Source organism: Ruminococcus albus AD2013 (genome assembly GCF_000526775.1).
Taxonomy (GTDB): Bacteria; Bacillota; Clostridia; order Oscillospirales; family Ruminococcaceae; genus Hominimerdicola; species Hominimerdicola alba_A.
In genome coordinates this window covers 1-18,563 of sequence record NZ_JAGS01000006.1, presented here as the reverse complement: position 1 = coordinate 18,563, position 18,563 = coordinate 1, and the positions used below count along the sequence as shown (strand labels likewise).

Annotated in this window: 31 protein-coding genes and 4 pseudogenes; 17 read left to right on the top strand and 18 right to left on the bottom strand. The window is 47.3% G+C overall.

What is annotated here, in order from left to right:
- The first annotated feature begins 58 nt into the window (after nt 1–58).
- The 17 genes and pseudogenes from N773_RS20900 (at nt 59) to N773_RS22775 (ending at nt 8,839) form a co-directional block, all read left to right on the top strand.
- Nucleotides 59–1,148, top strand: a pseudogene (locus N773_RS20900) (PucR family transcriptional regulator).
- A 73-nt stretch (nt 1,149–1,221) separates the two neighbouring features.
- Entirely contained in the window at nt 1,222–1,896 is a 675-nt protein-coding gene (locus N773_RS20895; protein ID WP_431602488.1) for a cell division ATP-binding protein FtsE, read from the top strand.
- 80 nt (nt 1,897–1,976) lie between these two features.
- Complete coding sequence (locus N773_RS23230) at nt 1,977–2,327, top strand: permease-like cell division protein FtsX (protein ID WP_242840479.1); 351 nt, start codon at nt 1,977–1,979, stop codon at nt 2,325–2,327.
- Nucleotides 2,328–2,511: 184 nt separating this feature from the next.
- Nucleotides 2,512–3,003, top strand: coding sequence for a hypothetical protein (locus N773_RS23225; protein WP_242840478.1), 492 nt, complete (start codon nt 2,512–2,514; stop codon nt 3,001–3,003).
- Nucleotides 3,000–3,140, top strand: coding sequence for a hypothetical protein (locus N773_RS23220; RefSeq protein ID WP_242840477.1), 141 nt, complete (start codon nt 3,000–3,002; stop codon nt 3,138–3,140). Before N773_RS23225 ends, N773_RS23220 begins: the two co-directional genes overlap by 4 nt.
- Nucleotides 3,118–3,285 carry a hypothetical protein gene (locus N773_RS23215; RefSeq protein WP_242840476.1) on the top strand — a complete coding sequence of 56 codons (168 nt, stop codon included), beginning with the start codon at nt 3,118–3,120 and terminating at the stop codon, nt 3,283–3,285. Before N773_RS23220 ends, N773_RS23215 begins: the two co-directional genes overlap by 23 nt.
- A gap of 180 nt (nt 3,286–3,465) precedes the next feature.
- Complete coding sequence (locus tag N773_RS23375) at nt 3,466–3,591, top strand: hypothetical protein (protein WP_278245385.1); 126 nt, start codon at nt 3,466–3,468, stop codon at nt 3,589–3,591.
- 173 nt (nt 3,592–3,764) lie between these two features.
- Nucleotides 3,765–4,229: a hypothetical protein gene (locus N773_RS23210; protein WP_024859262.1), complete on the top strand. Its 465-nt coding sequence runs from the start codon at nt 3,765–3,767 to the stop codon at nt 4,227–4,229.
- Nucleotides 4,111–4,635: a M23 family metallopeptidase gene (locus tag N773_RS23205; protein WP_242840481.1), complete on the top strand. Its 525-nt coding sequence runs from the start codon at nt 4,111–4,113 to the stop codon at nt 4,633–4,635. The genes N773_RS23210 and N773_RS23205 overlap by 119 nt, the downstream gene beginning before the upstream one ends.
- 82 nt (nt 4,636–4,717) lie before the next feature.
- Entirely contained in the window at nt 4,718–5,101 is a 384-nt protein-coding gene (locus N773_RS23200) for a hypothetical protein (RefSeq protein WP_242840475.1), read from the top strand.
- On the top strand, nt 5,098–6,417 hold the full coding sequence (locus tag N773_RS20880) for a murein hydrolase activator EnvC family protein (RefSeq protein ID WP_242840474.1): 1,320 nt from the start codon (nt 5,098–5,100) through the stop codon (nt 6,415–6,417). The genes N773_RS23200 and N773_RS20880 overlap by 4 nt, the downstream gene beginning before the upstream one ends.
- Nucleotides 6,418–6,865: 448 nt before the next feature.
- Nucleotides 6,866–7,219, top strand: coding sequence for a thiamine pyrophosphate-binding protein (locus N773_RS23370; RefSeq protein WP_024859260.1), 354 nt, complete (start codon nt 6,866–6,868; stop codon nt 7,217–7,219).
- A gap of 62 nt (nt 7,220–7,281) precedes the next feature.
- Entirely contained in the window at nt 7,282–7,638 is a 357-nt protein-coding gene (locus N773_RS23365; RefSeq protein ID WP_278245384.1) for a hypothetical protein, read from the top strand.
- Complete coding sequence (locus N773_RS23360) at nt 7,605–7,868, top strand: hypothetical protein (RefSeq protein ID WP_278245383.1); 264 nt, start codon at nt 7,605–7,607, stop codon at nt 7,866–7,868. The genes N773_RS23365 and N773_RS23360 overlap by 34 nt, the downstream gene beginning before the upstream one ends.
- Nucleotides 7,837–8,160: a hypothetical protein gene (locus tag N773_RS23190; RefSeq protein ID WP_242840483.1), complete on the top strand. Its 324-nt coding sequence runs from the start codon at nt 7,837–7,839 to the stop codon at nt 8,158–8,160. Before N773_RS23360 ends, N773_RS23190 begins: the two co-directional genes overlap by 32 nt.
- Nucleotides 8,060–8,515 carry a thiamine pyrophosphate-dependent enzyme gene (locus tag N773_RS23185; protein ID WP_347495560.1) on the top strand — a complete coding sequence of 152 codons (456 nt, stop codon included), beginning with the start codon at nt 8,060–8,062 and terminating at the stop codon, nt 8,513–8,515. Before N773_RS23190 ends, N773_RS23185 begins: the two co-directional genes overlap by 101 nt.
- Nucleotides 8,516–8,647: 132 nt before the next feature.
- The gene (locus N773_RS22775) at nt 8,648–8,839 is read left to right on the top strand and encodes a hypothetical protein (protein WP_024859255.1); all 192 of its coding nucleotides are present in this window, start codon (nt 8,648–8,650) and stop codon (nt 8,837–8,839) included.
- 133 nt (nt 8,840–8,972) lie between these two features.
- Here N773_RS22775 and N773_RS23180 read toward each other — a convergent pair whose 3' ends face one another.
- The 18 genes and pseudogenes from N773_RS23180 to N773_RS0119245 all read right to left on the bottom strand — a co-directional run.
- Nucleotides 8,973–9,185, bottom strand: a complete 213-nt coding sequence (locus N773_RS23180) for a hypothetical protein (protein ID WP_024859254.1) — start codon at nt 9,183–9,185, stop codon at nt 8,973–8,975.
- A 281-nt stretch (nt 9,186–9,466) separates the two neighbouring features.
- Nucleotides 9,467–9,649: a hypothetical protein gene (locus N773_RS23175; protein ID WP_024859253.1), complete on the bottom strand. Its 183-nt coding sequence runs from the start codon at nt 9,647–9,649 to the stop codon at nt 9,467–9,469.
- A complete protein-coding gene (locus N773_RS23170; protein WP_278245388.1) occupies nt 9,613–9,804 on the bottom strand; it encodes a thiamine pyrophosphate-dependent enzyme in 192 nt (63 codons plus the stop codon). The genes N773_RS23175 and N773_RS23170 overlap by 37 nt, the downstream gene beginning before the upstream one ends.
- Nucleotides 9,791–9,868: a hypothetical protein gene (locus N773_RS23355; protein ID WP_278245387.1), complete on the bottom strand. Its 78-nt coding sequence runs from the start codon at nt 9,866–9,868 to the stop codon at nt 9,791–9,793. The genes N773_RS23170 and N773_RS23355 overlap by 14 nt, the downstream gene beginning before the upstream one ends.
- Nucleotides 9,834–10,055 carry a hypothetical protein gene (locus N773_RS23165; RefSeq protein WP_242840473.1) on the bottom strand — a complete coding sequence of 74 codons (222 nt, stop codon included), beginning with the start codon at nt 10,053–10,055 and terminating at the stop codon, nt 9,834–9,836. The genes N773_RS23355 and N773_RS23165 overlap by 35 nt, the downstream gene beginning before the upstream one ends.
- A gap of 7 nt (nt 10,056–10,062) precedes the next feature.
- Nucleotides 10,063–10,541 (bottom strand): annotated as a pseudogene (locus N773_RS23160) (hypothetical protein).
- Between the two features lie 336 nt (nt 10,542–10,877).
- Nucleotides 10,878–11,090, bottom strand: a complete 213-nt coding sequence (locus tag N773_RS23345; protein WP_024859251.1) for a thiamine pyrophosphate-binding protein — start codon at nt 11,088–11,090, stop codon at nt 10,878–10,880.
- Nucleotides 11,091–11,566: 476 nt separating this feature from the next.
- Nucleotides 11,567–11,818 (bottom strand): M23 family metallopeptidase, encoded by a 252-nt coding sequence (locus tag N773_RS0119320; protein WP_024859250.1) that lies wholly within the window; start codon nt 11,816–11,818, stop codon nt 11,567–11,569.
- 253 nt (nt 11,819–12,071) lie between these two features.
- A complete protein-coding gene (locus tag N773_RS22470) occupies nt 12,072–12,338 on the bottom strand; it encodes a hypothetical protein (protein ID WP_155250960.1) in 267 nt (88 codons plus the stop codon).
- Entirely contained in the window at nt 12,295–12,438 is a 144-nt protein-coding gene (locus N773_RS22465; protein WP_155250959.1) for a hypothetical protein, read from the bottom strand. Before N773_RS22465 ends, N773_RS22470 begins: the two co-directional genes overlap by 44 nt.
- Before the next feature lie 159 nt (nt 12,439–12,597).
- Nucleotides 12,598–12,759, bottom strand: coding sequence for a hypothetical protein (locus N773_RS22460; RefSeq protein WP_155250958.1), 162 nt, complete (start codon nt 12,757–12,759; stop codon nt 12,598–12,600).
- 206 nt (nt 12,760–12,965) lie between these two features.
- Nucleotides 12,966–13,181 (bottom strand): hypothetical protein, encoded by a 216-nt coding sequence (locus N773_RS0119300; RefSeq protein WP_155250957.1) that lies wholly within the window; start codon nt 13,179–13,181, stop codon nt 12,966–12,968.
- A gap of 1,109 nt (nt 13,182–14,290) precedes the next feature.
- Nucleotides 14,291–14,425, bottom strand: a complete 135-nt coding sequence (locus N773_RS23340) for a hypothetical protein (protein WP_278245382.1) — start codon at nt 14,423–14,425, stop codon at nt 14,291–14,293.
- 51 nt (nt 14,426–14,476) lie between these two features.
- Nucleotides 14,477–15,049, bottom strand: a complete 573-nt coding sequence (locus N773_RS0119280) for a hypothetical protein (RefSeq protein ID WP_024859246.1) — start codon at nt 15,047–15,049, stop codon at nt 14,477–14,479.
- Nucleotides 15,050–15,249: 200 nt separating this feature from the next.
- The gene (gene ftsX, locus N773_RS0119275; RefSeq protein WP_024858794.1) at nt 15,250–16,155 is read right to left on the bottom strand and encodes a permease-like cell division protein FtsX; all 906 of its coding nucleotides are present in this window, start codon (nt 16,153–16,155) and stop codon (nt 15,250–15,252) included.
- Nucleotides 16,145–16,836 (bottom strand): annotated as a pseudogene (gene ftsE / locus N773_RS20860) (cell division ATP-binding protein FtsE). Before ftsE ends, ftsX begins: the two are co-directional and overlap by 11 nt.
- Before the next feature lie 57 nt (nt 16,837–16,893).
- A pseudogene (locus N773_RS23585) lies at nt 16,894–17,950 on the bottom strand (PucR family transcriptional regulator).
- 443 nt (nt 17,951–18,393) lie between these two features.
- A partial coding sequence (locus N773_RS0119245; RefSeq protein ID WP_024859242.1) for an HPr family phosphocarrier protein occupies nt 18,394–18,563 on the bottom strand: 170 nt, incomplete at its 5' end.

The following is an 18,563-nucleotide window of genomic DNA, read 5'->3' as shown; positions in this document are numbered from 1 at the left end:
TATTAAAAGGGCAAAACAAAACACGACAATAAAATTTGCAAGTAGAGGGGATCAAATTATGTCAAACAGATTATTTCAAAGCGTTGTTCATCAGATGCGAGACACTATCGACTGCGTTATCGGTGTAATTGACGAGACTGCGACCATAATCGCCTGCTCGGAACTGGCACAGGTAGGTACAACTAATGAGTTCGTTTCGCTCGATCTGGGAGACTCCCATGATATCTTTGTGCGTGACGGCTACACCTACAAGCCTTTCGGCGCTCACATGAAGCCCGATTATGCTGTATTCGTTGAAGGCACTGACGAAGTGGCTGCAAAGTATGCGAGCATACTGGCTATCACTCTGTCCAGCATCAAGCAGTATTATGATGAGAAGTACGACAGAAACAACTTCATCAAGAATGTTGTACTCGACAATGTTCTGCCCGGTGATGTTCATGTCAAGGCGAGAGAACTGCACTTCAGCTCGGATATCTCGAGAGGTTGTTCTGCTTATAAGGATCGTTTCTTCAAACGATGTTTCTGCATACGATGTTATCCAGAACCTGTTTCCCCGACAAGAACAAGGATTTTGTCTTCAATATAACCGAGAGGCGACATCGTACTGGTAAAGGAAGTTGCCGCAGGTGTTGAGACAAAGGATCTGGAAAAGCTGGCAAGAAGTATCTCGGATACTCTGTCAAGCGGAATTCTATACAAGAGTAAATGTCGGCATCGGTACTGTTATCGAGGGCGTCAGGGATCTTGCGCGTTCTTTCAAGGAAGCTCAGGTATCTCTCGAAGTCGGCAAGGTGTTCGATACTGACAAGAATATCGTTTCCTACGATGATCTGGGTATCGCTAGGCTGATATACCATCTGCCTACTACCCTGTGCGAGACTTTCCTGAAGGAAGTATTCAAGAAGGGCTCTATAGATTCTCTCGATCACGAGACACTGTTCACTATACAGAAGTTCTTCGAGAACAACCTGAACGTGTCCGAGACTTCGAGAAAACTGTTCGTACACAGAAATACTCTTGTGTACAGACTTGAAAAGATCAAAAAACTCACCGGGCTCGACCTGAGAGAGTTTGACCACGCGATCATTTTCAAGATCGCACTCATGGTGAAGAAGTATCTCTCCGCCAACCCCGTCAAATTCTAAGGAAAAGCCTGTGGGTACGGGCGTTTATGTCCGTAAACTTTAAGGCGGTGTAAAATTTTGGTAGAGTTTCAGGATGTGTCGGTCACCTATAATTCAAGCGGGTGTCGATGCGTTAAACAAGATCAATCTCAAGATCAATGACGGCGATTTCGCTTTCGTGGTCGGACCCTCGGGTGCGGGTAAATCCACCCTTATCAAGCTGGTACTTAAAGAAATAGATGCGACCAGCGGAACTGTTCTGGTAAACGGCTTCAATCTGAAAAAACTCAGAAGAGGCAAAGTACCTGCGCTGAGAAGAACTATCGGCGTTGTATTCCAGGATTTCAGACTTATACCAACTATGACGGTATATGAGAACGTGGCATTCGTGCTGCGTGTTATAGACGCTCCCGCAAAGTATATCAGGAGCAGAGTACCTTATGTTATAAGCCTTGTAGGTCTTTCGGACAAGGCTAAGTGTTATCCTACCGAGCTTTCGGGCGGTGAGCAGCAGCGTGTGGCATTGGCAAGAGCCCTTGTCAACGATCCCCAGCTGATAATCGCGGATGAGCCTACGGGTAACATCGACCCTGCGCTTTCTTACGAGATAGTTGAGTTGCTGAAAAGCATCAACGAATGCGGTACCACCATACTGATGGTAACTCACGAGCATGATCTGGTGCGCTATTTCGGCGGACGTATCATCAATATCAACAAGGGAAGCATTGACTTCGATGAGGTAGTAGGAGGTGCGCAGGATGAAAGCTAGCAGCCTTCGTTACCTTGTCCATCAGGGCGTTTCAGGTATATGGAAAAACAGGATGATGACTTTCGCTTCGTTCTGTATATTTGCTTGTCAGCCTGCTTATGGTCGGTCTGGCGAGCCTTACCGCGATAAATCTCACAAGGATAATAAGCGGTATCGAAGACAAGAGTGAGGTAGTAGTCGTTATAAACGACAATGCTACCGAGGAAAACGAAAAGGAACTGAAAGAGCATCTCAAGGCTATACCCAATGTTAATACGATAGAGCTTTACAGCAAGGAAGAAGCCTGGAAGGGTATGCTCGACAGTATGACAGAGGAAGAACGCGCATTTTTCAAGTATGCGGATGAGAACCCTCTGCCCGACACTTACAGACTGACTGTCAAGGATATTGAGATAATGAGTGATACCACCGCTCAGATCGAAAACACTTGACTACGTTGATTCCACACAGTCACCTACATCTTTTGCAGATGTGCTTATCAGTATCAGAAGAATATTCTCGATAATAGCTGTGGCTGTTGTGTGTCTGCACTTGTCGTAGTAAGTCTGGTAATTATCTCCAATACCACCAGGGCAAGCGTTTTTGCAAGACGTAAGGAGATAAATATAATGAAATATGTCGGGCGCGACCAATGCGTTCATAAGGATACCTTTCTTTGTGGAAGGCATGATAGTTGGTCTGGTTGCGGCTATCGGTGCGCTGCTTATGACAAAATTTGCCTATGAGGGTGTTTACAACATCTTCAGTGATGACTCGGTAATATGGGTCATCATGGGTATGAAGAAGCTCTACTCATTCAAGGAGCTGCTGTTCCCCGTAAGTATATCTTATCTTGCAGCAGGTGCCGTTATCGGCGCAGTAGGTACTTCTATCAGTACAGGCAAACACCCCTCAAGGTGTAATAACAATAAGCGCGATAAGGGAGATAAAGCGCTTATCGAATTGACAGATCAGGCAGGGGACGGGGTCGATCGTTTTCTGCCTTTTTCTTTAGGAAATTGTTGTGGCATTTTTCTGAACAAACAAAAAATCGACGTTTTGTGTAAAGATCCTGCGGGAATAAAAAAGATAGAAATACCCGCAGTATTACGGAGGAATTCAAAATGAGCAAACTGACAGGCTTTAAGAAGGCAGCAGCGTGTACAGCAGCTGTAATTATCTGCGCTTCAGCTTTTTCAGGTGCAGGTAACGGTATGATCAATGCGGACCCGCGGTCATGGCTTGAGTTCGGAGCTTCAGGATAATTATAAGGATATCGCTTCAAAGAAGAAGAACATCGATGAACTTATAGCTAAGCAGGAAGAACTCGACAAGAAAATTGGCCGATACCAAAGAACGATATCTCTGCAGAGCAAGAAAAACAAGGAAGCTATCGGAGGAGCAGATTAGCAACAGTACAGAAGACTAATACTCCGCACTGAATGAGACTATTTCTGAAACCCAGGACGAGATATCTGCACTGGAGGTCTCAAATTTGGCGGAGAAAGAAGTTCAGGTAGCTGAACAGCACGAGCAGATAGTACAGGGCGTGGGCGAGGTTTCAAGGTAAGGCTGCAAGGCTATGTACGTTTGCCAGGCAATGAATACATATTCGGGATATCATCATCGGTGCTTTCGGATTTTTATGATATGCTCATGAAGATGGAAGCTGGTCAAGAGAGAGTTGCCGAGCACGATGATAATATGAATAGATGATCTTATTCGCAACTGAAGGATCAGTATGAAGCGGACGAGGCTGAAACCTCAATGCGCAGAAGGCTGAACTGGAAGTTAAGCAGGCTGATCTTGAAACACAGAAGGAAGCTAACGAAAAGCAGAGGGACAAGCTTGCTCAGCTTGTTTCGGAGAGCCAGATCAGTATCGATAAGATGAGTGAGAATAAGGAACTGTATGAAAACAATCTTGCTATAATTGAGCAGGAGAGAAAGCAGTTTGAGAAGGACCTTGATGACCTCTATAAGGAGCGTCAGGCGATCAAGGCTGAAGAAAAGAAAAAGGCTGACGAGGAGAAGGCTCGTCAGGAAGAAGAACGCAGGAAGAAGGAAGAAGAGGAAAAGGCTCGTGAGGAAGCTGAAAAGCGTCAGCGCGAGGAAGATGCCAAGAAGGCTGAGCAGGACGATAACGACGTTCAGGACAACGATGATGTTGACGATAACGCGGGAAGCAATAATGTTGACGCAGATGACGGCGACATTAGCAACAGCGCATCGGATGATGATGACAGCGCCGAATACGTTCCACCCGCCACCGGCACCCTCGGCGGGCAAGAATGCGGCTTACGGCTACACAAACTCGAAGTCCAATCTGACATGGCCTGTACCCGGTCACTATAATATCTCCTTTGGATTTGGCTGGCGTAACTCCGGTTCCCTTTACGGCAACCACAAGGGTATTGATATCTATGACAGCCAGATATACAATGCAGAGATCTGTGCGGCTGAGGAAGGTACAGTCATAAGAGTTGAGAACTACTGTACTCACGATTACGGCAAGAACTACTCTTGCGGCTGCGGCGGCGGATACGGCAGATACTGCATTATTGAGCATCCCGATGGAAAGTGGACACTTTACGGTCATGCAAACAATATCATCGTATCTGTTGGTCAGCACGTAGAAAAGGAGCAGGTAATCGGTTATGTCGGCTCTACGGGTCATTCTACCGGACCTCATACCCATTTCGAGGTACAGGTAGATATGGGCGGCTATATGGCTCAGGTTGACCCCTCTAACTATGTATAATTTCTGTTAGTATCAAGCGGCATAGATAATATGCCGCTATGATGCTTTACAGCTTCTTCTTTTTGCCTAAAAGGAGTGTAAAATGAGCAAGCGTAAGGGCTTTATTAGGATACTGTCGCTGTCGGCGGCGGTTTGCATAACGTTCACTGCGGTCAGCAGCGGTATAAACGCTGAAAAGGTCAATGCGGATTATGACTACGGTTATGATTACGGCTACGACTATGGCGGATATACAAACTATGATTACAGCGGCGGCTATGGCTACGATACCTACAGCGGTGACTACGGTTACAGTGATGATTACGGCTACAGCGGGGATGATTACGGTTACAGCGGTGACTATGGTTACAGCGGTGATTATAGTGGTGTGACTACGGCTGGACAGACCCGAATCAGACCTGGACCGATCCTGATCAGACATGGACGGACAACGGACAGTCGGGGACGACCGATAATACAGCAGTGACACAGACACCTGCTGACAGCGGGGCTGTCACGGGGAAGAGCGATGTTACAAAGCACGCTGAGGATCTGAGGTATATCATCGGCAAGCAGTCGGCACTGAAAGTTGAGATATCCGATGCGGAGACTGCTATCCGTGAGGAGGAAAAGATGCTCAAGAGCATCAGAAAGCGCACGGAAGAGCTGGATAACGAGCTGTATATCCTCAACAGGTCGATGTCAGTGCTGGAATTGCAGGTCAACAGCAACAGGCGTGAACTTGACCGTATAAACGGCAATATCGAAAACGGCGTGGAACGCCTGAAAATGAGGATGAGGGCTCTTTATCTTTCGGGCTCCGATTCTTATACCACGGTACTGCTGGAATCCAACAGCTTTTATGATATCCTTATGCGCATGGAGCTTATCAAGCGCGTAGCGGAACATGATGACCGAATAATCGAAGAACTTTACGCTTTGCAGGATACCTGTCAGGCAAAGCAGGCAAATCTTGATAAACAGCAGGCTGAACTTGACAAGCAGTATGCTCTGTTTGATGCGAAGAAAGCAAAGCTTGATGAGATATACAATTCATCGGCACAGGCTAAGGAACTTCTTAGAGAAAAGCAGAAGAAACTGAAAGAGCAGGAAGCTCAGTTCAATCTGGAGAAGATAAAGACAGCTGAAAGTCTTGGCGCGATATTAATGCCGACTATCGGTGCTGTGCCTTTCGATGAAGAAGTTGCGGCGACGGAAGAACTTGCCAACGAGAGGCTGAAAGAACTTCACGAGAACATCAAGCAGCGTGTCAAGGACGGCGAGGAGATACCCGAAAATGAGCCGACTTATACCTTTGCATGGCCTGTTCCTCAGGACTATACCATAAATTCGGGCGTGGGCGCGCGCTGGGGCACTTACCATAAGGGCGTTGATATCAACGGCGACCACGGATATGAGATACACGCCTGTGAGACAGGTACTGTCATAATGACGAACACAACCTGTACCCATGACTACGGCAAGTACGAATCCTGCGGCTGCGGCGGCGGATATGGCAACTTCATAATAATCGACCACGGCAATGATTTCCTGACCCTGTACGGACATCTTACAAAGGTGCTTGTTGAACCCGGGGCGATGTTTGTTAAGACAGGGCGACCCTTATCGGGACTGATGGGTACAACGGGTTATTCCACAGGCGATCATCTGCATCTGGAGATAAGGTATCAGGGGATATGTGCTCAATCCTATCAAATTATCTGGATCTGGACTATTGATCCTAACGGCGGTGACAGACCTCTTGTTAACGATAAGGACGAAGATACCATTACCGTTTGTTGAGACTAACAAGGACAAGAAGGACGAGAGTTCCAAAGCTGACGAGGAAAAGAAGAACGAAAGCTCCAAGGGCTGAAGAAGATAAGAAGGTCGAAAGTTCAAAGAAAGGAAACAGACTCCAAAAAGGAGACCGATCCCAACGATGACCTGAGTCCTCGGGGCCAGAGGGGTACATTTGATGTATGCTTTGCTGTTTACAGTGAGAAAAAAACATAAATATTATCAGCAGGCGGAAATGTGATGTTTCCGCTGCTTTTTAGCGTGTTGCGGAGATTTGCGGCGGAAGTTTTCCTGGTCAGGGCAGACAAGCAGCCTTTTCAGGGTTGACTAAAACGGTGGAAATATGTTATAATTATATAAATTTTTATTGTAGGGAATGACCAAATTCCCGGACAAGTGCTGTGTATCGGAGAATACCCGAAAAACAGCGGAAAAAGGAGGTTAGTCTTTTATGAAAATGACAGTCAGTCAGGCTATGGTCGAATGTTTGAAGGCAGAGGAGATAAAGGTCGTCTACGGCTACCCAGGTGCGGGCTATCTGGCCCGTTTTACGATGGCTCTGCTTGACGCTGACAAGGATATAAAGCACGTTCTGGTAAGGCATGAAGCCAACGGCGGTCATGCAGCCAGCGGATACGCAAGGATATCGGGAAAGCCCGCGGTCTGTATAGCGACTTCCGGTCCCGGTGCGGTGAACCTGATAACCGCCATCGCAACAGCTTATGCTGATTCCATACCGATAGTCTGCATAACAGGTCAGGTAAACACCGACCAGATAGGTTCCGATGTCTTTCAGGAGGGCTGACGTAACAGGTGCGGCTGAACCCTTTGTGAAACACAGCCTATCTTCTTAAAAACCCCGATGATGTGGGCAGAGTGTTCAAGGAAGCTTTCTATATCGCAGGTACGGGCAGACCCGGCCCTGTGCTGATAGATGTGCCAATGGACGTTCAGAAGATGATGGTGGATTTCAAATATCCCAAAAAGTGCGAGATACGCAGCTACAAGCCCACAGGCAAGGGCAACGCTTTGCAGGTGAAGAGAGTCACCGAAGCGCTGAGAACAGCTGAAAAGCCCCTTATATGCATCGGCGGCGGTGTGTTCGCTTCAAATGCACAGAATGAGGTAGTTGAGCTTTCAAAGAAGCTGAACATACCGGTTATCCACAACCATGATGGGTATATCCGTTTTTGCAGACGAAGACCCTCCTTTATGTGGGCATGATAGGTACTCACGGTACAAAGCTGGCGAATTACGCTGTGAACGCTTGTGATACCCCTGTTCCTGGTGGGTGCCCGTGTGGGGTGGACCGTGCTGTCAAAACGCCCCTGGAACTGGAAAAAGATACCAAGATACTCCACATAGATATCGACCCTGCGGAGATAGGCAAGAATATCGGTGCTGACCTGCCGCTGGTAGGCGATGCGAAAATGGTACTCAGGCCAGATGCTTGATTATCTTGAAAAGCACCCCGAGGGCAATGCAGACCATACAGAGTGGCTGAAACACATCGATGAAAAGCGCGTGCCTGCGGAGTTTGTAAAGCCTGTCAAGGGTACTGTCAATCCCAAGGAGTTCTTACAGAGACTTTCCGAGCGTATGCCTGCGGACGTTAATATCTGCGCTGACGTCGGACAGAAACCAGATATGGACAAGCAGATATCAGTTCAAAAAGGGCGGCCGCTTCCTGACATCAGGCGGAATGGGTACTATGGGATATTCTCTGCCTTGTGCCATAGGCGCTAAAATGGCGGACGAGAGCCGTATAACCGTAGCTGTCTGCGGTGACGGCGGTTTCCAGATGAATATGATGGAGCTGGCAACTGCGGTGCAGTATGGTGTTGATGTCAAGGTGGTAGTATTCAAAAATACAAGGCTCGGCATGGTAAGAGAACTTCAGACCAAGGGCTACAACGACAGACAGATGGCGGTATTCCTTGACGGTTCACCTGATTTTGTAAAGCTGGCTGAAGCTTACGGCATACCTGCAATAAGGGTAACGGATAAGAAGTCCGAGGAAAAGGCTATCGAGAAACTGGCGACCGAGAAAGGTATGCTGGTGTGCGAGGTAGTCGTTGACAAGGATTTCCCCACGCTTTAAGAGGTGCGATATGCTGCATTATAAGATACTCAGTTACGGCAATGACTTCGACTGGGGGACTGCTGGTAGGTCTTATCTCCCTGAGAGATGAGAACGAGATAGACAGGCAGTTTGAAAAAAGGCTGAACAGTCTTGAAAAGGAAGAAACCCTTTGCCGATGATATGTCCGCAAGGCTTATGGCTGAGCTGGATAATTCCCGAAGGACAGGGGAGTATGCTGTCATAACGCCTAAAGGCAAGGGCTGCATAACCTGTCTGGCTTCTTCGATCAAATTCGGGCTGATGGTGCTGGATTCGGAGAAGGGACGGACAGGCCTGTCATAACAAAGGCGGGAGCTGTCAATGGAGGGGGGGCGGGGGGGGCATGTTAGAACGAGGGGGCGGGGGTGTCGGGGGGGGGCATGGCGACTAATTATAGAATCGGCACGAGGGTGCTGGGTGGAAGCCGGGAGTTATTTTATATTCTGTTACCCTTTGATATTCCAGTTGTACAGCCATCGCCTGTTGGACCAGCGACCAGCGAGAGCACCTCTCTCAGCTGACCGCACTCGTTGTCCGTCAGCACAAGAGTATGTTCACCTCTCTCCGACAGCCATTCCAGCACCTGCCATTGACAGCTTCCCGCCTTTGTTATGACAGGCTGTCCGTCCTTCTCCGAATCCAGCACCATCAGCCCGAATTTGATCGAAGAAGCCAGACAGGTTATGCAGCCCTTGCCTTTAGGCGTATGACAGCATACTCCCCTGTCCTTCGGGAATTATCCAGCTCAGCCATAAGCCTTGCGGACATATCATCGGCAAAGGGGTTCTTCCTTTTCAAGACTGTTCAGCCTTTTTTCAAACTGCCTGTCTATCTCGTTCTCATCTCTCAGGGAGATAAGACCTACCAGCAGTCCCCCAGTCGAAGTCATTGCCGTAACTGAGTATCTTATAATGCAGCATATCGCACCTCTTAAAGCGTGGGGAAATCCTTGTCAACGACTACCTCGCACACCAGCATAACCTTTCTCGGTCGCCAGTTTTCTCGATAGCCTTTTCCTCGGGACTTCTTATCCCGTTTACCCTTATTGCAGGTATGCCGTAAAGCTTCAGCCAGCTTTACAAAATCAGGTGAACCGTCAAGGAATACCGCCATCTGTCTGTCGTTGTAAGCCCTTTGGTCTGAAGTTCTCTTACCATGCCGAGCCTTGTATTTTTGAATACTACCACCTTGACATCAACACCATACTGCCACCCGCAGTTGCCAGCTCCATCATATTCATCTGGAAAACCGCCGTCACCGCAGGACAGCTACGGTTATACGGCTCTCGTCCGCCATTTTAGCGCCTATGGCACAAGGCAGAGAATATCCCATAGTACCCATTCCGCCTGATGTCAGGAAGCGGCCGCCCTTTTTGAACTGATATCTGCTTGTCCCATATCTGGTTCTGTCCGACGTCAGCGCAGATATTAACGTCCGCAGGCATACGCTCGGAAAGTCTCTGTAAGAACTCCTTGGGATTGACAGTACCCTTGACAGGCTTTACAAACTCCGCAGGCACGCGCTTTTCATCGATGTGTTTTCAGCCACTCTGTATGGTCTGCATTGCCCTCGGGGTGCTTTTCAAGATAATCAAGCATCTGCCTGAGTACCATTTTCGCATCGCCTACCAGCGGCAGGTCAGCACCGATATTCTTGCCTATCTCCGCAGGGTCGATATCTATGTGGGAGTATCTTGGTATCTTTTTCCAGTTCCAGGGGCGTTTTGACAGCACGGTCCACCCACACGGGCACCCACCAGGAACAGGGTATCACAAGCGTTCACAGCGTAATTCGCCAGCTTTGTACCGTGAGTACCTATCATGCCCACATAAAGAGGGTCTTCGTCTGCAAAAACGGATATACCCATCATGGTTGTGATAACCGGTATGTTCAGCTTCTTTGAAAGCTCAACTACCTCATTCTGTGCATTTGAAGCGAACACACCGCCGCCGATGCATATAAGGGGCTTTTCAGCTGTTCTCAGCGCTTCGGTGACTCTCTTCACCTGCAAAGCGTTGCCCTTGCCTGTGGGCTTGTAGCTGCGTATCTCGCACTTTTTTGGGATATTTGAAAATCCACCATCATCTTCTGAACGTCCATTGGCACATCTATCAGCACAGGGCCGGGTCTGCCCGTACCTGCGATATAGAAAGCTTCCTTGAACACCTCTGCCCACATCATCGGGGTTTTTAAGAAGATAGCTGTGTTTCACAAAGGGTTCAGCCGCACCTGTTACGTCAGCCTCCTGAAAGACATCGGAACCTATCTGGTCGGTGTTTACCTGACCTGTTATGCAGACTATCGGTATGGAATCAGCATAAAGCTGTTGCGATGGCGGTTATCAGGTTCCACCGCACCGGGACCGGAAGTCGCTATACAGACCGCGGGCCTTTCCCGATATCCTTGCGTATCCGCTGGCTGCATGACCGCCGTTGGCTTCATGCCTTACCAGAACGTGCTTTATATCCTTGTCAGCGTCAAGCAGAGCATCGTAAAACGGGCAGATAGCCGCACCTGGGTAGCCGTAGACGACCTTTATCTCCTCTGCCTTCAAACATTCGGACCATAGCCTGACTGACTGTCATTTTTCATAAAAGACTACCTCCTTTTTCCGCTGTTTTTCGGGTATTCTCCGATACACAGCACTTGTCGGGAATTTGGGTCATTCCCTACAATAAAAATTTATATAATTATAACATATTTCCACCGTTTAGTCAACCCTGAAAGGGCTGCTGTCTGCTGACCAGAAAAACTTCCCGCAAATCTCCGCAAACACGCTAAAAAGCAGGCGGAAACATCACATTTCCGCCTGCTGATAATATTATGTTTTTTCTCACTGTAACAGCAAAGCATACATCAAATGTACCCTCTGCCCGAGGGACTCAGTCATCGTTGGGATCGGTCTCCTTTTTTGGAGTCTGTTTCCTTCTTTGAACTTTCGACCTTCTTATCTTCTTCAGCCTTGGAGCTTTCGTTCTTCTTTTTCCTCGTCAGCTTTGGAACTCTCGTCCTTCTTGTCCCTTGTTAGTCTCAACAACGGTAATGGCTATCTTCGTCCTTATCGTTAACAAGAGGTCTGTCACCGCCGTTAGGATCAATAGTCAGATCCAGATAATTGATAGGATTGAGCACATATCCCTGATACCTTATCTCCAGATGCAGATGATCGCCTGTGGAATAACCCGTTGTACCCATCAGTCCGATAAGGTCGCCCTGTCTTACAACATCGCCGGGTTCAACAAGCACCTTTGTAAGATGTCCGTACAGGGTCAGGAAAATCATTGCCGTGGTCGATTATTATGAAGTTGCCATAATCCCGCCGCCGCAGCCGCAGGATTCGTACTTGGCCGTAGTCCATGGGTTACAGGTTGTGTTCCGTCATTATGGACAGTACCTGTCTCACAGGCGTGTATCTCATATCCGTGGTCGCCGTTGATATCAACCGCCCTTATGGTAAGTGCCCCCAGCGCGCGCCCACGCCCGAAATTTATGGTATAGTCCTGAGGAACAGGCCCATGCAAAGGTATAAGTCGGCTCATTTTCGGGTATCTTCCTCGCCGTCCTTGACACGCTGCTTGATGTTCTCGTGAAGTTCTTTCAGCCTCCTCGTTGGCAAGTTCTTCCGTCGCCGCAACTTCTTCATCGAAAGGCACAGCAACCGATAGTCCGGCATTAATATCGCGCCAAGACTTTCAGCTGTCTTTATCTTCTCCAGATTGAACTGAGCTTCCTGCTCTTTCAGTTTCTTCTGCTTTTCTCTAAGAAGTTCCCTTAGCCTGTGCCGATGAATTGTATATCTCATCAAGCTTTGCTTTCTTCGCATCAAACAGAGCATACTGCTTGTCAAGTTCAGCCTGCTGTTTATCAAGATTTGCCTGCTTTGCCTGACAGGTATCCTGCAAAAGCGTAAAGGTTCTTCGATTATTCGGTCATCATGTTCCGCTACGCGCCTTGATAAGCTCCATGCGCCATAAGGATATCATAAAGCTGTTGGATTCAGCAAGTACCGTGGTATTAAGGAATCGGAGCCCGAAAGATAAAAGAGGCCCTCATCCCTCATTTCAGGCGTTCCACGCCGTTTTTCGATATTGCCGTTTATTTACGGTCAAGTTCACGCCTGTTTGCTGTTGACCTGCAATTCCAGCACTGACATCCGACCTGTTGAGATATACAGGCTCGTTATCCAGCTCTTCCGTTGCGCTTTCTCTGATGCTCTTGAGCATTCTTTTCCTCCCTCACGGATAGGCAGTCTCCGCATCGGATATCTCCAACTTTCAGTGCCGACTGGCTTGCCGATGATATACTCAGATCCTCAGCGTGCTTTGTAACATCCGCTCTTCCCCGTGACAGCCCCGCTGTCCAGCAGGTGTCTGTGTCACTGCTGTATTATCGGTCGTCCCCGGACTGTCCGTTGTCCGTCCATGTCTGATCAGGAATCGGTCCAGGTCTGATTCGGGTCTGTCCAGGCCGTAAGGTCACCACTATAATCACCGCTGTAACCATAGTCCACCGCTGTAACCGTAATCATCTCCGCTGTAGCCGTAATCATCACCTGTAACCCGTAGTCACCGCTGTAGGTATCGTAGCCATAGCCGCCGCTGTAATCATAGTTTGTATATCCGCCATAGTTCGTAGCCGTAATCATAAACCCGTTAGTCATAATCCGCATTGGACCTTTTCAGCGTTTATACCGCTGCTGACCGCAGTGAACCGTTATGCAAACCGCCGCCGACAAGCGACAGTATCCTAATAAAGCCCTTACGCTTGCTCATTTTACACTCCTTTTAGGCAAAAAAGGAAGAAGCTTGTAAAAGCATCATAGCGGCATATTATCTATGCCGCTTGATACTAACAGAAATTATACATAGTTAGAAGGGGTCAACCTGAGCCATTATAGCCCGCCCATATCTACCTGTACCTCGGAAAATGGGTATTGAGGTCCGGTAGAATGGACCCGTAGAGGCCGACATAACCGATTACCTGCTCCTTTTCTACGTGCTGACCAACAGATACGATTGATATTGTTTGCATGGACCGTAAAGTGTCCACTTTCCATCGGATGCTCAATAATGCAGTAATCTGCGTATCCGCCCGCCGCAGCCGCAAAGAGTAGTTCTTGCCGTAATCGTGAGTACAGTAGTTCTCAACTCTTATGACTGTACCTTCCTCAAGCCCGCACAGATCTCTGCATTGTATATCTGGCTTGTCATAGATATCAATACCCTTGTGGTTGCCGTAAAGGGAACCGGAGTTACGCCAGCCAAATCCAAAAGGAGATATTATAGTGACCGGGTACAGGCCATGTCAGATTGGACTTCGAGTTTGTGTAGCCGTAAGCCGCATTCTTGCCCGCCGAGGGTGCCGGTGCGGGGTGGGAACGTATTCGGCGCTGTCATCATCATCCGATGCGCTGTTTTGCTAATGTCCGCCGTCATCTGCGTCAACATTATTGCTTCCGCCGTTATCGTCAACATCATCGTTGTCCTGAACGTCCGTTATCGTCCTGCTCAGCCCTTCTTGGCCATTCTTCCTCGCGCTGACGCTTTTCGGCTTTCCTCACGAGCCTTTTCCTCTTCTTCCCTTTCTCCTGCGGTTCTTCTTCCTGACGAGCCCTTCTCCTCGTCAGCCTTTTTCTTTTCTTCAGCCCTTGATCGCCTGACGCTTCCTTATAGAGGTCATCAAGGTCCTTCTCAACTGCTTTCCTCTCCTGCTCAATTATAGCAAGATTGTTTCATACAGTTTCCTTATTCTCACTCATCTATATCGATACTGATCTGGGCTCTCCGAAAAACAAGGCTGAGGCAAGCTTGTCCCCTCTGCCTTTTCGTTAGCTTCCTTCTGTGTTTCAAGATCAGCCTGCTTAACTTCCAGTTCAAGCCTTCTGCGCATTGAGTTTCAGCCTTCGTCCCGCTTTCATACTGATCCTTCAGTGCGATAAGATCATCTATTCATATTATCATCGTTGTGCTCGGCAACTCTCTTGACCAGTTCCATCTTCATGAGCATATCATAAAAATCCGAAGCACCGATGATGATATCCGAATATGTATTATTGCCTGCAACGTACATAGCCTTGAGCCTTACCTTGAAATCGCCCACGCCCTGTACTATCTGCTCGTGCTGTTCAGCTACCTGAACTTCTTTCTCCGCAATTGAGACCTCCAGTGCAGATATCTCGTCCTGGGTTTCAGAAATAGTCTCATTCAGTGCGAGTATAGTCTTCTGTACTGTTGCTATCTGCTCCTCGATAGCTTCCTTGTTTTCTTGCTCTGCAGAGATATCGTTCTTGGTATCGGCAATTTTCTTGTCGAGTTCTTCCTGCTTAGCTATAAGTTCATCGATGTTCTTCTTCTTTGAAGCGATATCCTTATAATTATCCTGAAGCTCCGAACTCAACGCATGACCGCGGTCCGCATTGATCATACCGTTACCTGCACCTGAAAAAGCTGAAGCGCAGATAATTACAGCTGCTGTACACGCTGCTGCCTTCTTAAAGCCTGTCAGTTTGCTCATTTTGAATTCCTCCGTAATACTGCGGGTATTTCTATCTTTTTTATTCCGCAGGATCTTTACACAAAACGTCGATTTTTTGTTTGTTCAGAAAAATGCCCAAACAATTTCCTAAAGAAAAAGGCAGAAAACGATCGACCCCGTCCCCTGCCTGATCTGTCAATTCGATAAGCGCTTTATCTCCCTTATCGCGCTTATTGTTATTACACCTTGAGGTGTTTGCCTGTACTGATAGAAGTACCTACTGCGCCGATAACGGCACCTGCTGCAAGATAAGATATACTTACGGGGAACAGCAGCTCCTTGAATGAGTAGAGCTTCTTCATACCCATGATGACCCATATTACCGAGTCATCACTGAAGATGTTGTAAACACCCTCATAGGCAAATTTTGTCATAAGCAGCGCACCGATAGCCGCAACCAGACCAACTATCATGCCTTCCACAAAGAAAGGTATCCTTATGAACGCATTGGTCGCGCCGACATATTTCATTATATTTATCTCCTTACGTCTTGCAAAAACGCTTGCCCTGGTGGTATTGGAGATAATTACCAGACTTACTACGACAAGTGCAGACACAACAGCCACAGCTATTATCGAGAATATTCTTCTGATACTGATAAGCACATCTGCAAAAGATGTAGGTGACTGTGTGGAATCAACGTAGTCAAGTGTTTCGATCTGAGCGGTGGTATCACTCATTATCTCAATATCCTTGACAGTCAGTCTGTAAGTGTCGGGCAGAGGGTTCTCATCCGCATACTTGAAAAATGCGCGTTCTTCCTCTGTCATACTGTCGAGCATACCCTTCCAGGCTTCTTCCTTGCTGTAAAGCTCTATCGTATTAACATTGGGTATAGCCTTGAGATGCTCTTTCAGTTCCTTTTCGTTTTCCTCGGTAGCATTGTCGTTTATAACGACTACTACCTCACTCTTGTCTTCGATACCGCTTATTATCCTTGTGAGATTTATCGCGGTAAGGCTCGCCAGACCGACCATAAGCAGGCTGACAAGCAATATACAGAACGAAGCGAAAGTCATCATCCTGTTTTTCCATATACCTGAAACGCCCTGATGGACAAGGTAACGAAGGCTGCTAGCTTTCATCCTGCGCACCTCCTACTACCTCATCGAAGTCAATGCTTCCCTTGTTGATATTGATGATACGTCCGCCGAAATAGCGCACCAGATCATGCTCGTGAGTTACCATCAGTATGGTGGTACCGCATTCGTTGATGCTTTTCAGCAACTCAACTATCTCGTAAGAAAGCGCAGGGTCGATGTTACCCGTAGGCTCATCCGCGATTATCAGCTGGGGATCGTTGACAAGGGCTCTTGCCAATGCCACACGCTGCTGCTCACCGCCCGAAAGCTCGGTAGGATAACACTTAGCCTTGTCCGAAAGACCTACAAGGCTTATAACATAAGGTACTCTGCTCCTGATATACTTTGCGGGAGCGTCTATAACACGCAGCACGAATGCCACGTTCTCATATACCGTCATAGTTGGTATAAGTCTGAAATCCTGGAATACAACGCCGATAGTTCTTCTCAGCGCAGGTACTTTGCCTCTTCTGAGTTTTTTTCAGATTGAAGCCGTTTACCAGAACAGTTCCGCTGGTCGCATCTATTTCTTTAAGTACCAGCTTGATAAGGGTGGATTTACCCGCACCCGAGGGTCCGACCACGAAAGCGAAATCGCCGTCATTGATCTTGAGATTGATCTTGTTTTAACGCATCGACACCGCTTGAATTATAGGTGACCGACACATCCTGAAACTCTACCAAAATTTTACACCGCCTTAAAGTTTACGGACATAAACGCCCGTACCCACAGGCTTTTCCTTAGAATTTGACGGGGTTGGCGGAGAGATACTTCTTCACCATGAGTGCGATCTTGAAAATGATCGCGTGGTCAAACTCTCTCAGGTCGAGCCCGGTGAGTTTTTTGATCTTTTCAAGTCTGTACACAAGAGTATTTCTGTGTACGAACAGTTTTCTCGAAGTCTCGGACACGTTCAGGTTGTTCTCGAAGAACTTCTGTATAGTGAACAGTGTCTCGTGATCGAGAGAATCTATAGAGCCCTTCTTGAATACTTCTTCAGGAAAGTCTCGCACAGGGTAGTAGGCAGATGGTATATCAGCCTAGCGATACCCAGATCATCGTAGGAAACGATATTCTTGTCAGTATCGAACACCTTGCCGACTTTCGAGAGATACCTGAGCTTCCTTGAAAGAACGCGCAAGATCCCTGACGCCCTCGATAACAGTACCGATGCCGACATTTACTCTTGTATAGAATTCGCTTGACAGAGTATTCCGAGATACTTCTTGCCAGCTTTTCCAGATCCTTTGTCTCAACACCTGCGGCAACTTCCTTTACCAGTACGATGTCGCTCTCGGTTATATTGAAGACAAAATCCTTGTCTTGTCGGGGAACAGGTTCTGGATAACATCGTATGCAGAAAACATCGTTTGAAGAAACGATCCTTATAAGCAGAACCAACTCTCGAGATATCCGAGCTGAAGTGCAGTTCTCTCGCCTTGACATGAACATCACCGGGCAGAACATTGTCGAGTACAACATTCTTGATGAAGTTGTTCTTGTCGTACTTCTCATCATAATACTGCTTGATGCTGGACAGAGTGATAGCCAGTATGCTCGCATACTTTGCAGCCACTTCGTCAGTGCCTTCAACGAATACAGCATAATCGGGCTTCATGTGAGCGCCGAAAGGCTTGTAGGTGTAGCCCGTCACGCACAAAGATATCATGGGAGTCTTCCCAGAATCGAGCGAAACGAACTCATTAGTTGTAACCTACCTGTGCCAGTTCCGAGCAGGCGATTAATGGTCGCAGTCTCGTCAATTACACCGATAACGCAGTCGATAGTGTCTCGCATCTGATGAACAACGCTTTGAAATAATCTGTTGACATAATTTGATCCCCTCTACTTGCAAATTTTATTGTCGTGGTTTTGTTTTGCCCTTTTAATAGCAAAACATTCGCCTTACAATAATTATAACAAAAAAATCAGGATTTTGCAAGTCTTTTATATTAAAAAGCGTAGATTTCTCAAAAAAACTTTTCACTTTGACCGAAATCACCCATTCGAGCTTTCGATATGTTACAAATTGTAACATATTTTTCTCCCGAATGTGTGAATATATTGTAAAATCGAAAGTCTCATTGTGTATTTTCAACAAATTCAGCCAATGAAATTCTACATGAGCGATACTATTTTGTAACCATTGAACATTTTGTTGATAAGCATCGATCGAGGTGCATTTTAACAAAAAAACAGACTGCCGTATGGACAGTCTGTCACTTTTATTCAGATCGAAATTATCTTGCTTCCTCAGCGAAGCCGCTGTCAACCAGATCAACCAGACCCTTTACAGCTTCTTCCTCGTCAGCGCCGTCAGCGATGATCTTGATAGTAGTACCGCCAACGATACCCAGTGAAAGAATACCCAGCAGGCTCTTAGCGTTTACTCTTCTGTCCTCTTTCTCGA

Excerpts from the sequence above, each read along its gene's own strand:
- N773_RS22460 (WP_155250958.1), bottom strand. The coding sequence starts at position 12,759 with ATGCTCAAGAGCATCAGAGAAAGCGCAACGGAAGAGCTGGATAACGAG.
- N773_RS23225 (WP_242840478.1), top strand. The coding sequence starts at position 2,512 with ATGTCGGGCGCGACCAATGCGTTCATAAGGATACCTTTCTTTGTGGAA.
- N773_RS0119280 (WP_024859246.1), bottom strand. The coding sequence starts at position 15,049 with ATGAGCAAACTGACAGGCTTTAAGAAGGCAGCAGCGTGTACAGCAGCT.
- N773_RS22470 (WP_155250960.1), bottom strand. The coding sequence starts at position 12,338 with ATGAGATATACAATTCATCGGCACAGGCTAAGGGAACTTCTTAGAGAA.
- N773_RS23340 (WP_278245382.1), bottom strand. The coding sequence starts at position 14,425 with ATGCGCAGAAGGCTTGAACTGGAAGTTAAGCAGGCTGATCTTGAAACA.
- N773_RS23220 (WP_242840477.1), top strand. The coding sequence starts at position 3,000 with ATGAGCAAACTGACAGGCTTTAAGAAGGCAGCAGCGTGTACAGCAGCT.
- N773_RS23355 (WP_278245387.1), bottom strand. The coding sequence starts at position 9,868 with ATGGGATATTCTCTGCCTTGTGCCATAGGCGCTAAAATGGCGGACGAG.
- N773_RS20895 (WP_431602488.1), top strand. The coding sequence starts at position 1,222 with ATGTGTCGGTCACCTATAATTCAAGCGGGTGTCGATGCGTTAAACAAG.
- N773_RS23210 (WP_024859262.1), top strand. The coding sequence starts at position 3,765 with ATGAGTGAGAATAAGGAACTGTATGAAAACAATCTTGCTATAATTGAG.
- N773_RS0119320 (WP_024859250.1), bottom strand. The coding sequence starts at position 11,818 with ATGATTTTCCTGACCCTGTACGGACATCTTACAAAGGTGCTTGTTGAA.
- N773_RS23205 (WP_242840481.1), top strand. The coding sequence starts at position 4,111 with ATGATGACAGCGCCGAATACGTTCCACCCGCCACCGGCACCCTCGGCG.
- N773_RS23175 (WP_024859253.1), bottom strand. The coding sequence starts at position 9,649 with ATGGCGGTATTCCTTGACGGTTCACCTGATTTTGTAAAGCTGGCTGAA.
- N773_RS23190 (WP_242840483.1), top strand. The coding sequence starts at position 7,837 with ATGCGAAAATGGTACTCAGGCCAGATGCTTGATTATCTTGAAAAGCAC.
- ftsX (WP_024858794.1), bottom strand. The coding sequence starts at position 16,155 with ATGAAAGCTAGCAGCCTTCGTTACCTTGTCCATCAGGGCGTTTCAGGT.
- N773_RS23370 (WP_024859260.1), top strand. The coding sequence starts at position 6,866 with ATGAAAATGACAGTCAGTCAGGCTATGGTCGAATGTTTGAAGGCAGAG.
- N773_RS23180 (WP_024859254.1), bottom strand. The coding sequence starts at position 9,185 with ATGGTGCTGGATTCGGAGAAGGACGGACAGCCTGTCATAACAAAGGCG.
- N773_RS23200 (WP_242840475.1), top strand. The coding sequence starts at position 4,718 with ATGAGCAAGCGTAAGGGCTTTATTAGGATACTGTCGCTGTCGGCGGCG.
- N773_RS0119300 (WP_155250957.1), bottom strand. The coding sequence starts at position 13,181 with ATGATTACGGCTACGAACTATGGCGGATATACAAACTATGATTACAGC.